This window comes from Microbacterium sp. Ag1 (genome assembly GCF_001005635.1).
GTDB classification, from domain to species: Bacteria; Actinomycetota; Actinomycetes; order Actinomycetales; family Microbacteriaceae; genus Microbacterium; species Microbacterium oxydans.
In genome coordinates, this window is the sequence record NZ_LBCR01000032.1 from 121,144 (window position 1) to 135,385 (window position 14,242).

Here is a 14,242-nt window from a genome sequence, read left to right on the forward strand (position 1 = left end):
ACAGGTGTCAGTCGTCGGCGGGCGCGATGCGCGGGGGCCAGGCGGTGGCGCCGAGTTCGCGTGAGATGTTGCGTGCCGTCTCCCGCAGTGCGTTGAGGATCGCATCCGACGCCGGCGCTTGCGAGGTGGGCAACACGACGGCGACCGCGGCGACGATGTCGTTCGACGCGTCAGCGACGGGGGCGGCGATCGAGGACTCGCCGAGGACGGCCTCGTCGAACTCCCCGGCCATGCCGCGTTCGGCGATCGACGGCAACTCCAGCGTCAGGCGCGCCACGTCGGTGACGGTGTCGCCGGTGAGGCTGCGCAGCGGCTGTTCGAAGACGCTCTGCTGGAACCCGAGGTCGTAGGCGAGGAGCACTTTGCCCATCGCCGAGGCGTGGGCGGGGATGGCGACACCGGTCTCGAGCATCTGCTGGCTGTCATCGGGGCGCAGATTGTGGTGGATGACGAGCACATCGGTGAAGTGCGGAGCGCCCAGCCGTACGGACAGGTCGGTGCGGCGTGCGAGCTCCTGCGTCCACCGCATGGCTCTGGCGCGCACGTCGAGGGTGTCGAGGTAGACGTTGCTCAGGCGCAGCAGGGTGGGGCCGAGCATGTAGCGCTGGCCACCCCGCTCTTTCGCGACGAGCCCATGCGCGCGCAGCGACTTCACGATCCCGTGCACGGTCGACGGCGGCAGGCCGAGGGCTGCAGAGAGGTCGGTGATGCCGAGGTGGCGTGCTCCCTGGAGCAGTTCGAGGATCTTCGCCGCGCGGTCGATCGCCTGGATCACGGGGAGGGCCTCCTTCCGGTGCGTCGTCGAGCCGGTGTCGATGGAGCCGGGCTTCACGATTGATCTTGACAACCCGGCAGGCTCCGAGCATATTCGACATTAACGAATTGCTTTCGGATTTCTGCGAAAGAGTCCGCGAAAGATCAAAGGAGATCGAACGATGAAGAAGCTCATCAACGCCCCGGAAGACGTTCTCGTCGAGTCGCTGAGAGGCGTCGCGCTCGCTCACCCCGAGCTCTCCGTCGACCTGGAGAACCATGTCATCACGCGCGCCACGCCCAAGGCGCAGGGCAAGGTCGCGATCGTCTCCGGCGGAGGCTCCGGCCATGAGCCGTTGCACGGCGGTTTCGTCGGCACCGGGATGCTGGACGCCGCTGTCGCCGGAGAGATCTTCACCTCACCCACCCCCGACCGCGTGCAGGTCGCGACCAAGGCCGTCGATCGCGGAGCGGGTGTGCTCCACATCGTGAAGAACTACACCGGTGACGTGCTGAACTTCGAGATGGCCGCCGAGCTCGCCGCCATGGACGGCATCGAGGTGGGCAGCATCACGGTGGACGACGACGTCGCGGTGCAGGACTCCCTGTACACCGCAGGACGCCGCGGGGTGGGCCTCACCGTGCTGCTCGAGAAGATCCTCGGTGCGGCAGCGGAGGAGGGGCGCGACCTCCCGGCCGTGGTCGAGCTGGCGAAGAAGGTGAACGGACAGGGCCGCTCGATGGGAATGGCCCTCACCAGCTGCACGGTGCCCGCAGCGGGCAAGCCCACCTTCGACCTTCCGGACGATCAGATGGAGATCGGCATAGGGATCCACGGGGAGCCGGGTCGGCATCGCGAACCCCTCGCCCCGGCCTCCGAGGTCGCCCGGCAGCTCGTCGAGCCGATCCTGGCCGACATCGACGGCACCGGTCCTGCGATCGTGATGCTCAACGGCATGGGTGCGACCCCGCTGATCGAGCTGTACCTCATGTACGGCGAGGTCGCCGCGCTGCTGGAGAAGGCCGGAGTGCAGGTCGCCAGGAACCTCGTCGGCAACTACATCACCTCGCTCGACATGGCCGGGTGCTCGGTGACCCTGCTCAAAGCCGACGATGAGCTGCTGCGGCTGTGGGATGCCCCGGTGAACACCCCCGGTCTGCGATGGGGCGTCTGATGGCCGCGGTCGACACCACGCTCCTCGCCGACTGGATCGCACGCTTCGGCGCCGCCGTGACGGAGAAGCGCGACTGGCTCACCGAACTCGACTCGGCCATCGGCGACGCCGATCACGGGGCCAACATGGCTCGGGGCATGGGCGCTGTCGGCGAGAAGCTGTCCGCCGGCGCGCCGGCAACGGTGGACGAGCTCCTGAAGACGGTCGGCATGACGCTGGTGAGCTCGGTCGGCGGTGCCAGCGGGCCTCTGTACGGCACGTTCTTCCTCCGCATGGGCATGGCCGCGGGTGCCGTGTCCGATCTCGACGGCGACGCTCTCGCGGCCGCACTGCGGGCAGGACTCGACGGTATCGTCGCGCGCGGCAAGGCCGAGGCGGGGGACAAGACGATGTTCGACGCGATGGCGCCGGCGGTCGACGCGATGGATGCCGCGCTCGCCGCGGGCACCTCCGTCTCCGACGCCGCCAGAGCCGCTGCGGATGCCGCGGCGGCAGGTCGGGACGCCACCCTCCCTCTCGTCGCCCGGAAGGGCAGGGCGAGCTACCTGGGCGAGCGCAGCGCCGGACACCTCGACCCCGGAGCGGCCTCGACGGCGATCCTCTTCGAGACGCTCGCCGAGACGATCGAGGACAGCGCCAGATGATCGGCATCGTCGCCGTCTCCCACAGTGCACGGCTCGGGGAGGCGGCGCTGGAGCTCGCCCTGCAGATGGTCCACGACGGCGAGGTGCGGGTGCGGGTCGCCGCCGGCGCCGGAGTCGACGCCGAGGGCGTACCGATCCTCGGTACGGACGCTGTCGCGGTGTCCGCCGCCATCGATGAGCTCGCCACGGAGTGCGACGGCGTCCTCGTGCTCATGGATCTGGGCTCAGCCGTGCTCAGCGCGGAACTCGCGGTGGAGCTGCGTTCGAGCGACGTGCCCGTCCGGCTCGCTCCCGCACCCTTCGTGGAGGGGCTTCTCGCCGCTGTCGTGTCCGCTGCGGCGGGCGGATCGCTCGACACCGTGGCGGCTGAGGCCTCGACGGCCCTGACGGCGAAGACCGGCGCCCTCGGTGTCGAGGAGGCGCACGAGGCGGAGACCTCCGATGCTCCGAAGGACGATGACGCGCAGGTGCGACGAGTGCGGGTCCGCAACCCGCAGGGGATCCATGCGCGTCCCGCGGCACTGATCGCGAAGGCGTCGTCCGGCGCGGATGTGCGCGTGCGCCGGCTCCCCGACGGCCCCGACGCGTCGGCGGCGAGCCTGACGCGGCTGCTCGTGCTCGGTGCGCGGCAGGGGGACGAGATCGAGCTGACCGCACGGGGCGATGCGGGAGAGGAGGCGCTGGATCGCCTGGTCGCTCTGTTCGATGACGGCTTCGGGGAGGGGACCGAGGAGACCGGACCCGATGGCGACGCGACTTCGACCGCGATCGCACCCGCACCCGGTCTGCCGACGCGCGCGGATGAACCGAACTCGCGTGAGCAGGAGGAGCCGACGCGAACCGTCGCGCCGGGCGCCGTGCTCCGCGGGCGCGGGGTGAGCTCCGGCCGGGCCGCCGCCCCCGTCGTGCATCTCGCACCGCCGCTTCCCGAACCCGATCCGGACGTGCTGGTGCCCCCCGCCGACCGCGATTCCGAGGTGTCAGCGATCGAGTGGGCCGCCGTCGCGGTCGCCGATCAGCTCCGCTCACGCACGGCGCAGGCGACGGGAGAGACCAAGGCCATCCTCGATGCCTCGCGCCTGCTGGCCTCCGACCCCGAGCTGGTGTCCGAGGCGACGGCTCTGGTCCTCTCCAAGGGGCGCACCGCCGCCCGTGCGGTCTGGGAGACCGCCGTCGTCCACGAGAAGGCCCTCGCCGCGCTGGGGGGTCGGATGGCCGAGCGCATCGCCGACATCCGCGATGTACGCGACCGGATCATCGCCGAGATCCTCGAAGTCGACATGCCGGGTGTCCCCGAGCGCGACGATCCCTTCGTGCTGGTGGCCGCCGACCTCGCTCCCGCTGACACCGCTCTGCTCGCCGGGGGCCGATGCGTCGCCCTCGTCACGGTTCAGGGCGGACCGACCTCGCACACGGCGATCATCGCGCGCTCCCTGGGGCTGCCGGCTGTCGTCGGTGTCGTCGACGCCCGGGCGATCCCGGTGGGGACGATGGTCCTCGTGGACGGCGACCGCGGCACGGTGGAGGTCGCCCCGGCGGAATCCCGCGTCGCCGAAGCGCGCGCCTCGGCGACCGCTGTCGACTTCGACGGCGTCGGAGCGCTCTCCGACGGGCAGCGCGTACCGCTGCTCGCCAACGTCGGAGGAGCGGCGGACGCGACGGTGGCGGCCGCGGCGCATGCGGAGGGCGTTGGACTCTTCCGCACGGAGTTCTGCTTCCTCGACCGCGCCGAGGCGCCGAGCTTCGACGAACAGGTGACCGCCTATCGCGGCGTGCTGTCCGCCTTCCCTGGGCGCAAGGTCGTCGTGCGCACCCTCGACGCGGGGAGCGACAAGCCCCTTCCCTTCGCCAACTCCGACAGCGAGGACAACCCCGCGCTCGGCGTACGCGGGCTGCGGCTCGCCCGACGCCGCCCGCAGCTGCTCGATGATCAGCTGGTCGCCCTCGCACGAGCGGCCGCGGCGGAAGCGGCGGAGGTCGAGGTGATGGCTCCGATGGTCGCGACGGTCGACGAGGCCAGGGACTTCGCCGAACGCTGTCGGTCCGCGGGGCTCGACAGGGTCGGCATCATGATCGAGACCCCGTCCGCCGCACTGCTCGCCGCGGAGCTGTTCGAGGTCGTCGACTTCGTGAGCCTCGGCACCAACGACCTCGCCCAGTACACGATGGCGGCGGATCGGCTGCTCAGCGATCTGGGCGACCTCAACGATCCGTGGCAGCCCGCAGTGCTGCGACTCATCGCCGCCGTCGGTGCCGCAGGTCGGGCTGCCGGAAAGTCGGTGGGCGTCTGCGGCGAAGCAGGCGGCGACCCCGCGCTCGCTCCGGTCCTGATCGGCCTCGGGGTGACGTCGCTGTCCATGGCGCCGCGATCGCTCGGTCGCGTGGCCGCGCGCCTGCAGGAGTTGTCCGTCGATGACTGCCGACGAGCCGCGGAGGCAGCAGTCGGTGCGAGCTCTGCGGATGCCGCGCGCGCAGCCGTCTCCTCGACTCTCGTCGAGGGGTGAACGAGACGGTCCTGCCACGTCGTATGCGCACCTCGGCATGCGTTTCGTTCCATTCTGATATCGACATGGTCCAGAACCGTGAGGGCGATGGATCCGGCCCTAGGCTCATCAGCGAGGGGGCGTCGATCGTGGCGTCGCGAGCAATCGGAGGGTCCATGTCCACACGGTGGTCGTCACGAACTGTCCTGGGAATGCTCACGGCGGGGGCGATCATCGCCCTGTCGGGGTGCGTGCCCGCACCGCAAGCCACACCGAAGCCGACTCCGGCAACCGAGAGCCCTGCTCCGGCGCCGTACGACGGTCCGACGGTGTTCGTCGGAGACCAGCTCGACTGGTTCCTGCCGAGCGCCGACGAGATCGCCGGTCTCCTCCCCGACGTCGGCGACGTGGGGTCGCCGTCACCGTCGCTGATCCAGATCTCCGACGGAGGCGGCCCCGAGATCTCGCCGGCGATCTGCAACCTCTTCCTCTACGAGCCTTCCCAGGCGTCGATCGGCGCGCGTTCGGTCACGTGGACCAGCTCCCTCCCCGATGGGCGGGACGGCTGGATGCATGTGCTCCAGTTCGCGGACGAGGCGACGGCGCAGGGGCTGATGGACCGGTACGTCGAGGTGGCGAAGCAGTGTGCGGACTTCACCTACGGCAGCGGCGCGTCGACGTTCGACTCGACCACGCTCGACTCCGGGGATGGGATCCGCGCCGTCACCGGAGCGTTGGTGCTCGACGACGGACTCGGCGGCGGACACCGGCTCTACCAGGGGTACGCGTCGGTCGGCAACGTCCTCGTGAACTTCTGGCAGCCGTTCACCGGCGACGCCGCCTTCGACGCTGAGCGGGCCGCCGCGTTCCTGAGCGACCAGGCGTCCGACGCTCGGTCGCAGCTGATCGAGGAGTTGACCGCGAACCCGCCGGCGCCCGCAGCGACGCCGCCTGCTGTCGACCCTGCTGCGGCGTGGAGCAGCTGGCAGGTGAGCGCTACCGGGATCGGGCCGATCGTCCTCGGCTCCGACCTCGACGAGGCCATCGCGGCCGTCCCGGGAGCGACGGTGATCAGGCCGGAGTGGGACGGAGGGCAGACGCGGATCGTCAGTCCGGACGGTTCGGCCTCTGTGCTGTTGTGGACCGACGCGGGCGACTCCGTCGTCGATGCCGCATCCATCGGTTCCGCGAACGTCGGGAACGAGCCCCAGGAGGATCCTGCCGTGTTGCCGACGGCAGGCGAGGTGCGGATCGGGGACACCGTCGGCGAGGCCGAGGATGCGTTCCCCGGGGGCACGGCGATCCGCATCGTCTCCTCCGGCGAGTACTTCTATCAGTGGACGACGCGCGAGGGGGCGGCGATCCGGTTCCGCGTCGATCGCGACGCCGGCGACCCGAGTGCCGTGATCACCGGCATCCTGACGGAGGATGCGACACTGCGCCGGCTTCCCGACTTCAGCTGAGGGGTTCGTCCACAGGCCGGGATCCCGGAGCAGACGAGGCTGACCTGCTTGACTAGCTGAACGATCGGTCGGTTAGTATGAGCGGATCGGGTACCGCAGGTGCAGCGCCCGAACCCGCTCGACGAGGAGGTCGACGATGACGGAAGCGACGGCGCAGACGACGGACGACGTGCGCCCGAACCGCGCGATGATGGAGCGCGACCGCGCCTCGGCTTCGCTGGGCCTCGTGGTCGAACGCGATGACCCCGGCCACGCGGTCGTCTCGATGCGCGTGCGGGACGACATGACCAACGGCTTCCACATCACCCACGGCGGCTTCGTCTTCGCCCTGGCGGACACCGCCTTCGCGATCGCGTGCAACGAAGACGACAGGGTCACCGTGGCCGCCGGTGCGGACATCTCCTTCCTGAAGCCGACCGTATCGGGACAGACCCTCACCGCCACCGCCGTCCGACGGTCGCTCAGCGGACGCTCCGGCATCTACGACGTGACCGTGGTCGACGAACGGGGCCACCCCGTCGCCGAGTTTCGCGGGCGCTCCCGCATCACCAGCCAGACCTTCTGAATGCTCCGGAGAACCTCGTGTCGATGACGACCGCAACACCCTCCCACGTCCACCCGCCCGCATCCGCCGAGCTCGACGCGGAAGAGCGGATGACGCGCGACGAGATCGCCGCGCTCCAGCTCGGTCGACTCCAGCAGACCGTGCGCCACGCCTACGCGAACGTGCCTCTCTACACGCGCAAGTTCGACGAGGCCGGCGTGCACCCGGACGACATCCGCACGCTCGACGACGTGCGGCTGCTTCCCTTCACGACCAAGGCGGATCTGCGCGAGACCTATCCGTTCGGGATGTTCGCTGTGCCGATGTCCGACGTCGCCCGCATCCACGCCTCCAGCGGCACCACCGGCCGCCCGACGGTCGTCGGCTACACCAGAGGCGATCTCCAGCGGTGGGGCGCGCTGGTCGCGCGTTCGCTGCGAGCCAGCGGCATCCGCCCCGGCATGAAGGTGCATAATGCCTACGGCTACGGACTCTTCACCGGCGGGCTCGGCGCACACGCGGGCATCGAAGCGCTCGGCGCGACGGTCATCCCGATGTCCGGCGGCCAGACCGCACGCCAGGTGCAGCTGATACTCGACTTCGAGCCCGACGCGATCCTGTGCACGCCCAGCTATCTGCTGACGATCGCCGATGCGATGGCCGCGCAGGGAGTCGACCCGCGCTCCACCTCGTTGAAGGTCGCGGTTCTGGGAGCGGAGCCCTGGTCGAACGAGATGCGTCACGAGCTCGAGCAGCGCCTCGGCATCGACGCGCTCGACATCTACGGTCTCAGCGAGGTGATGGGGCCCGGTGTGGGCAACGAGTGTCTCGAGACCAAGGATGGTCCGCATGTGTGGGAGGACCACTTCCTGCCGGAGATCATCGACGGAGAGAGCGGCGCCGTGCTGCCGGACGGCGAACTCGGGGAACTCGTGTTCACCTCTCTGACCAAGGAGGCGTTCCCGGTCATCCGCTATCGCACCCGCGACCTCACCCGCCTGCTTCCGGGGACGGCCCGGCCCGGGATGCGGCGGATGGAGAAGATCACCGGCCGCAACGACGACATGATCATCCTGCGGGGCGTGAACCTGTTCCCCACGCAGATCGAGGAGCTGGTGCTGGGGATCGAGCAGCTGACCCCGCACTTCATCCTCGAGCTGTCGAAGGCGGGGCGCATGGACACGCTGAAGGTCCGCATCGAGCGGCACCCCGACCTGTCCGTCGAGACCTGCCGCAGCGCCGCGGAGGTGCTGGCGCAGCGGATCAAGATCTTCGTCGGATCGACGGTGGCCGTCCAACTCGAGGAGCCGGGAGCGCTGCCCCGGAGCGAGGGGAAGTACAGGCGGGTGTACGACCTGCGCTGATGCGGGCGATGCGGGGATTGACACGGAGAGCCGTCGCGCCCGCCTCGCGGTCGGTGCTCCCGCCCGCCTCGCGGTCGGTGCTCCCGCCCGCCCGCCGCTTCGAGTGCGAGACTGTGGGGTGATGTCCGAGATGCAGAGCACGCGACGAGGCCGACCGGGGTACGACCAGCAGGGGATCCTCGCCGTCGCCGTCGCCGCGTTCAACGAGTACGGGTACGACGCCACGTCGATCGGGATGCTCGCCGAGCGCCTCGGTCTGTCGAAGTCGGCGATCTACCATCACTTCGGCTCGAAGGACGAGATCCTCGACCTCGCTCTGGACGCGGCGCTGAGCGGCTTGGAAGCCGTGGTGGACGGCCCGATTCCCGACTCGGCTGCCGCTCAGGGGGCATCGAGCGCGGTCGACCGGCTCGAGCAGGTGCTGCGCGGCGCCGTCCGGGTGCTCGTGGAGCAGCTGCCGACCGTGACGCTGCTGCTGCGGGTGCGGGGCAACACCGAGGTGGAGCGCAGGGCTCTCATCCGTCGCCGGGCGTTCGACCGTCGGATCACCGCTCTCGTGTCTGAGGCGCAGCGCGAGGGGGAGCTGCGGGCCGACATCGACGCGAGTGTGGTGGCGCGTCTGGTGTTCGGGATGATCAACTCGATCGTCGAGTGGTATCGGCCCGGCGGGCGCGAGGGCGCCGACCGTCTCGCAGACGACGTGGTGGCCATCGCCCTGGACGGCTTGCGCACGGACGATGGCGCGGGAGCCGCGGTCGTCTGACCGGGGCTCCGGCGCTCAGCGTCACGCCGCCGCCCGCTCCTTCGCCACCAGGGTGAGCACGTCGTACGTGGCCACGATGTCATCGTGCTGGTTCTTCAGCACCGCATCCCACCGCACCTCCCCGTACTCGTCGGTCTCCCTTGGGGTGATCTGCTTCGCGGTCAGCTCGACCCTGATGTCGTCGCCGGGGGAGACGGGCGTGACGAATCGCAGATTCTCCAGCCCGGAGTTCGCCAGCACGGGGCCGGGAGCCGGGTCGACGAACAGTCCCGCAGCCCACGACACCAGCAGGTATCCGTGCGCCACGCGTCCGGGGAAGAACGGGTTCGCGGAGGCAGCGTCCTCGTCCATGTGCGCGTAGAACGTGTCGCCGGTGAACGCCGCGAACGTCTCGATGTCGTCGAGGGTCACCGTGCGCGAGCCGCTGGCCACCTGATCGCCGACGTGCAGTTCGGCCAGCGACTTTCGGAACGGGTGCACGCCGTCGCCCCGCTCGTACGGGCGCGAGCTCGCGCCCTGGTGCCAGACTCCCGTGAGGGCGGTCATCATCTCCGGGGAACCCTGCACCGCGGTGCGCTGCATGTGGTGCAGCACCGCCCGGATGCCGCCGAGCTCCTCACCTCCGCCCGCGCGGCCCGGGCCACCGTGCACGAGGTTCGGGAGTGGAGAGCCGTGCCCCGTCGAGGTGCGGGCGTCGTCCCGGTCGAGGAAGAGGACGCGCCCGTTGTAGGCGGCCATGCCGGTGGCGAGGGCGACGGCCACCTCGGGGTCGTGCGTCGCCACGCTCGTCACGAGCGAGCCGCCGCCGCGAGCCACGAGGCTGCTCGCCTCGTCGAGGGTGCGATAGCCGACGATGCTCGACACCGGTCCGAACGCCTCGATCTCGTTCACGGCGGGGCTCGTGGGATCGGGGAAGCGCAGCAGCATCGGCGCCACGAAGGCGCCGTCGGGGGCTGCTCCTTCGGTGCCGTCGGCATGGCGGACGATCGGCGCTTCGGTCGTGCCGATCACCAGCTCGCCGCCGCCGGCCTGCAGGCGGTCGACCTGACGCAGTACCTCCTCACGCTGCGCGGTGGAGGCGAGCGGGCCCATGGTCACCCCTTCGGCGCGCGGGTCGCCGAGGATCACGCGCGACGACAGCCGCTCGCGGACCGCGGCGATCACGTCGTCGACAGCTTCCGCCGGCACGATCGCCCGGCGGATCGCGGTGCACTTCTGCCCGGCCTTCGTGGTCATCTCGGCGACCAGCTGCTTGACGTACGCATCGAACTCCGGCGTGCCCGAGACGGCATCCGTTCCGAGGACCGACGCGTTGATCGAATCGGTCTCGCTCGTGAAGCGCACCCCTCCCGTCTGCACGGCATCGTGGGCACGCAGGCTCTCGGCGGTCGACGCGGAGCCGGTGAAGGCGACCAGATCGCCCAGCCGCAGTTCGTCGAAGAGACCCGGCGCGCTGCCGGAGACCAGCTGCAGCGACCCGTCGGGGAGGAGCCCCGATTCCACCATCACGCGCACCATGGCCTCGGCGAGGTATCCGGTGGGGGTGGCCGGCTTCACGACGGTGGGGACGCCGGCGAGGAACGCGGGTGCGAACTTCTCGAGAGACCCCCAGACCGGGAAGTTGAAGGCGTTGATCTGCACGGCGACGCCGCGGAGTCGCGTGTAGATGTGGCGGCCGAGGAACGAGCCGTCCTTGGAGAGGTTCTCGACACCCCCGTCGACGTACACTTTCGCGTTGGGCAGCTCGCGCCGGCCCTTGCTGGAGTACGCGAACAGCACGCCGATCCCGCCGTCGATGTCGACCCAGGAGTCCTGCGCTGTGGCACCGGTGCGGCTGGACAGCTCGTACAGCTCGGCCTTGCGCTCGGTGAGGGCGAGGGCGAGCTGCTTGAGCACCACGGCGCGCTGATGGAATGTGAGCTCTCCCAGCGACGCCTGTCCCACGGTGCGGGCGTGGTCGAGCACGGGCCCCAGATCGAGCCCGTCGGTCGAGACGCGGGCGACGACCTCTCCCGTTGAGGCGTCACGGACATCCGTGGCCTCGGCGTCGGACGACGGCGTCCACCACGCTCCCTCGACGTAGCTGGGGAGGATCTCGATCATTTCTGTTCCCTTCCTGAGGCGTCCCATTCGTAGAAGCCGCGTCCGCTCTTGCGGCCGAGGTGGCCTTCGGCGACCAGGCGTCGCAGCAGGGCCGGAGGTTCGAAGCGCTCACCCAGCTGTGCGGAGAGGTACTCGGCGATGCCCAGGCGCACGTCGAGGCCCACGATGTCGGTGAGCCGCAGCGGACCGACGGGGTGCTTGTATCCGAGCGTCATCGCGGCGTCGATGTCCTCGGCGGAGGCCACACCTTCCTCCAGCATGCGGATCGCCTCGAGCCCGATCGCGACGCCGAGGCGGGACGACGCGAATCCGGGAGCATCGGCCACGACGATCGGTGTCTTGCCGATGGCGGCCACCCAGCCGCGGGCGGCATCGACGAGCGCAGGAGCGGTGCTCGCACCATGGACGATCTCGACGAGGGTGGAGGCGGGCACCGGGTTGAAGAAGTGCATGCCCAGCAGCCGCGAGGGGCGATCGAGCACCGCGGCCAGCTCATCGATCGAGATGGACGAGGTGTTCGAGGCGATGGCGGCGTCCGGTGCGATCTGCGCCTCGGCCCGACGGAGCGCGTCGACCTTGAGGGCGAGGTCCTCCGGAACGGCTTCGACGACGAACGTGCACTGCGCGAACAGGGCGGCATCCGTGCCCGTGGTCAGGCGCTCCCGATAGGCCTCGGGGGAGTCGAGGGCCGTGCCGCGTGCGACCGAGGCGTCGATGGACTCGAGCACGCGTGCCGTGGCCGCCTCCGCCGCGTCGGCGTCGCGTTCGACGATGCCGACCCGGGAGCCGGCGAGCAGGAAGGCGTGCGCGATGCCCGCGCCCATACGTCCGCCGCCGAGCACCCCCACCTGTTCGGGCGCGATGAACGTGCTCTCGGTCATCGGTCTCTCCGTTCGAGGAAGTCGGTCATCCGTCGGAACTTCTCCGGGCTCTCGAAGAGCTCGGCCTGGGCTTCCAGATCGGCGGCGGGGTGGTGGTCGCGGGGTGCCCGGAACACCCGCTTGGTCGCGATGGTCGCTGTGGGGTCGTTGCGGGCGATGCGGTCGACGATGGCGTGGGCGGTCGGCAGCAGGTCCGTCGTCTCGTGGATCGCCGAGACCAGCCCGATGCGCAGCGCCTCCTCTGCCTTCACCGTGCGACCCGTGAGCAGCAGCTCGATCGCCCTGGCGTCGCCGACGATCTCCTTGAGACGCCAGCTCGCGCCGGCCGCTGCGAGGATGCCCAGCCCGGTCTCCGGGTTGCCGATCGCGAGCGTCGGCGTCCCGATGCGGATGTCCGCCGCGTAGGCGAGCTCGGCTCCACCGCCGAGCGCGTAGCCGTCGATCGCCGCGATGACGGGCATCGGCAGTTCGGCGAGTCGGACGAACGCGTGAGCGTTGATCCCGCGCAGCGCGTCGGCGGCACGCCGTTCGCGCAGTTCGGCGATGTCGGCACCCGCCGCGAAGACCCCGCCGGCGCCGGTGAGGATCAGCGGGAGCGGCACGGTCTCCAGCTCGGCGCACAGCGCGTGCAGCGCGTCGATCGTGGCCTGGTCGATCGCGTTGCGCTTGTGCGGCCGATTGAGGGTGGCGACCACGCGGTCGTGACGCCTTTCGACGAGGAGGGGTTCGTCGTGCGCCTGCGTATCGCCGAGGGGAGACCGCGGCATCACACCTTCTCCACGATCAGGGCAGCGCCCTGGCCGACGCCGACGCACATGGTGGCGAGTCCGTAGCGGGAGCCCTCGCGCTCCATGCGTCCGAGGAGCGTGACCAGAAGGCGGGAGCCGGACGAGCCGAGCGGGTGACCGAGCGCGATCGCTCCGCCGTCGGCGTTCACGCGGGATTCGTCCAGCCCGAGGCGTCGGAGGCAGGCGATGGACTGGGTGGCGAACGCTTCGTTGAGCTCGACGGAGCCGATGTCGTCGATGGAGAGCCGGGCGCGCTGCAGCGCCTTCTCCGTGGCGGGCACCGGTCCGAGGCCCATGATCTCGGGCGCGAGTCCTGCGCTGGTGCCGACGACGATCCGCGCCCGCGGTGTCAGCCCGTGCCGCTCGACCGCCTCCGCGCTCGCGACCATGATCGCGGAGGCCCCGTCGTTGAGCGCGCTGGAGTTTCCGGCGGTGACGACCTGACCGCCCGCGACGACGGGCCGCAGTCGGGCGAGGCCTTCGAGCGTCGTCTCCGGTCGAGGGCCCTCGTCCATGAGCACCTCACCCGAGCCGACGGGGACTCCGACGATCTCCGCCTCGAACCGTCCGTCTGCGATCGCCGCGGCGGCCCGTTGCTGCGAGCGCAGGGCGAACGCGTCCGCCTCTTCGCGTCCGATGCCGTCGACGCGCGCGACCTCCTCCGCGGTCTCCGGCATCGTGTACGTCGCCTTCTCGCGGGCCAGGAGCCGCGGGTTCGGGAATCGCCAGCCGATCGAGGTGTCGAACGCGGCGCCGGGCTTCGCCCATGCCTTCTCGGGCTTGGCCTGCACCCAGGGTGCGCGGGTCATCGATTCGACGCCGCCGGCGATGATGAGGTCGGCGTCGCCGGCTCGGATCGCCTGAGCGGCGATCGTGACGGCGGACATGCCGGAGGCACACAGTCGATTGACCGTGATGCCGGGGACGCTGTCGGGAAGGCCGGCGAGCAGGACCGCCATCCTGGCGACATTGCGGTTGTCCTCGCCCGCCTGGTTCGCGGCGCCGAGGATGACCTCGTCGATCTCCGCCTGGAGGGGGTCGACGCCTGCGCGTCGCGCGGCCTCGCGGACGACGATCGCTGCGAGGTCGTCGGGACGGACGGAGGCTAGGGCTCCGCCGTAGCGACCGACCGGGGTGCGTACGCCTCCGACGAGGTAGGCCTCGGTCATGCGGAACTCCTGACTGCGTTGTCTCGACGGGTTGCCCGTTGTCCGGACGATCGGCCCGAATTACTGACCGATCGTCCGGTAATTATGTCACAGGTGTGGCCGGCGCCGCGAT

12 protein-coding genes are annotated in these 14,242 nt (G+C 70.4%); 7 read left to right on the forward strand and 5 right to left on the reverse strand.

The genetic code is table 11. From position 1 onward, the window contains the following. Nucleotides 1–7: 7 nt before the first annotated feature. On the reverse strand, nt 8–847 hold the full coding sequence (locus tag AAY78_RS13755) for an IclR family transcriptional regulator (RefSeq protein ID WP_227751373.1): 840 nt from the start codon (nt 845–847) through the stop codon (nt 8–10). A gap of 88 nt (nt 848–935) precedes the next feature. Between AAY78_RS13755 and dhaK the strand changes: the two genes are divergently transcribed. From dhaK to AAY78_RS13790, 7 genes are all read left to right on the forward strand, one after another. Then, nucleotides 936–1,928 (forward strand): dihydroxyacetone kinase subunit DhaK, encoded by a 993-nt coding sequence (gene dhaK, locus AAY78_RS13760; protein WP_046748866.1) that lies wholly within the window; start codon nt 936–938, stop codon nt 1,926–1,928. Then, on the forward strand, nt 1,928–2,572 hold the full coding sequence (dhaL, locus tag AAY78_RS13765) for a dihydroxyacetone kinase subunit DhaL (protein ID WP_046748867.1): 645 nt from the start codon (nt 1,928–1,930) through the stop codon (nt 2,570–2,572). The genes dhaK and dhaL overlap by 1 nt, the downstream gene beginning before the upstream one ends. Continuing rightward, nucleotides 2,569–5,076 carry a phosphoenolpyruvate--protein phosphotransferase gene (gene ptsP / locus AAY78_RS13770; protein ID WP_082108696.1) on the forward strand — a complete coding sequence of 836 codons (2,508 nt, stop codon included), beginning with the start codon at nt 2,569–2,571 and terminating at the stop codon, nt 5,074–5,076. Before dhaL ends, ptsP begins: the two co-directional genes overlap by 4 nt. A 191-nt stretch (nt 5,077–5,267) precedes the next feature. Continuing rightward, nucleotides 5,268–6,518 (forward strand): sensor domain-containing protein, encoded by a 1,251-nt coding sequence (locus AAY78_RS13775; protein WP_046748868.1) that lies wholly within the window; start codon nt 5,268–5,270, stop codon nt 6,516–6,518. A 136-nt stretch (nt 6,519–6,654) separates the two neighbouring features. Then, nucleotides 6,655–7,083: a hydroxyphenylacetyl-CoA thioesterase PaaI gene (gene paaI, locus AAY78_RS13780; RefSeq protein WP_046748869.1), complete on the forward strand. Its 429-nt coding sequence runs from the start codon at nt 6,655–6,657 to the stop codon at nt 7,081–7,083. A gap of 23 nt (nt 7,084–7,106) precedes the next feature. Next, on the forward strand, nt 7,107–8,426 hold the full coding sequence (paaK, locus tag AAY78_RS13785) for a phenylacetate--CoA ligase PaaK (RefSeq protein ID WP_046749062.1): 1,320 nt from the start codon (nt 7,107–7,109) through the stop codon (nt 8,424–8,426). A gap of 121 nt (nt 8,427–8,547) precedes the next feature. Further along, a complete protein-coding gene (locus AAY78_RS13790) occupies nt 8,548–9,189 on the forward strand; it encodes a TetR/AcrR family transcriptional regulator (RefSeq protein ID WP_046748870.1) in 642 nt (213 codons plus the stop codon). Nucleotides 9,190–9,210: 21 nt separating this feature from the next. Here AAY78_RS13790 and paaZ read toward each other — a convergent pair whose 3' ends face one another. The 4 genes from paaZ to AAY78_RS13810 are packed head-to-tail and all read right to left on the reverse strand — an operon-like array spanning nt 9,211 to nt 14,130. Next, on the reverse strand, nt 9,211–11,292 hold the full coding sequence (gene paaZ / locus AAY78_RS13795) for a phenylacetic acid degradation bifunctional protein PaaZ (RefSeq protein ID WP_082108697.1): 2,082 nt from the start codon (nt 11,290–11,292) through the stop codon (nt 9,211–9,213). Then, nucleotides 11,289–12,173, reverse strand: a complete 885-nt coding sequence (locus AAY78_RS13800) for a 3-hydroxyacyl-CoA dehydrogenase family protein (RefSeq protein WP_046748871.1) — start codon at nt 12,171–12,173, stop codon at nt 11,289–11,291. The genes paaZ and AAY78_RS13800 overlap by 4 nt, the downstream gene beginning before the upstream one ends. Further along, complete coding sequence (locus AAY78_RS13805; protein WP_046748872.1) at nt 12,170–12,940, reverse strand: enoyl-CoA hydratase/isomerase family protein; 771 nt, start codon at nt 12,938–12,940, stop codon at nt 12,170–12,172. The genes AAY78_RS13800 and AAY78_RS13805 overlap by 4 nt, the downstream gene beginning before the upstream one ends. After that, complete coding sequence (locus AAY78_RS13810) at nt 12,940–14,130, reverse strand: acetyl-CoA C-acyltransferase (RefSeq protein ID WP_046748873.1); 1,191 nt, start codon at nt 14,128–14,130, stop codon at nt 12,940–12,942. Before AAY78_RS13810 ends, AAY78_RS13805 begins: the two co-directional genes overlap by 1 nt. Nucleotides 14,131–14,242 lie beyond the last annotated feature (112 nt).

Bases quoted from the DNA above. Each gene is read 5' to 3' on its own strand.
- dhaK (WP_046748866.1), top strand. From the start codon at position 936: ATGAAGAAGCTCATCAACGCCCCGGAAGACGTTCTCGTCGAGTCGCTG.
- dhaL (WP_046748867.1), top strand. From the start codon at position 1,928: ATGGCCGCGGTCGACACCACGCTCCTCGCCGACTGGATCGCACGCTTC.
- ptsP (WP_082108696.1), top strand. From the start codon at position 2,569: ATGATCGGCATCGTCGCCGTCTCCCACAGTGCACGGCTCGGGGAGGCG.
- AAY78_RS13775 (WP_046748868.1), top strand. From the start codon at position 5,268: ATGCTCACGGCGGGGGCGATCATCGCCCTGTCGGGGTGCGTGCCCGCA.
- paaI (WP_046748869.1), top strand. From the start codon at position 6,655: ATGACGGAAGCGACGGCGCAGACGACGGACGACGTGCGCCCGAACCGC.
- paaK (WP_046749062.1), top strand. From the start codon at position 7,107: ATGACGACCGCAACACCCTCCCACGTCCACCCGCCCGCATCCGCCGAG.
- AAY78_RS13790 (WP_046748870.1), top strand. From the start codon at position 8,548: ATGTCCGAGATGCAGAGCACGCGACGAGGCCGACCGGGGTACGACCAG.
- paaZ (WP_082108697.1), bottom strand. From the start codon at position 11,292: ATGATCGAGATCCTCCCCAGCTACGTCGAGGGAGCGTGGTGGACGCCG.
- AAY78_RS13800 (WP_046748871.1), bottom strand. From the start codon at position 12,173: ATGACCGAGAGCACGTTCATCGCGCCCGAACAGGTGGGGGTGCTCGGC.
- AAY78_RS13805 (WP_046748872.1), bottom strand. From the start codon at position 12,940: ATGCCGCGGTCTCCCCTCGGCGATACGCAGGCGCACGACGAACCCCTC.
- AAY78_RS13810 (WP_046748873.1), bottom strand. From the start codon at position 14,130: ATGACCGAGGCCTACCTCGTCGGAGGCGTACGCACCCCGGTCGGTCGC.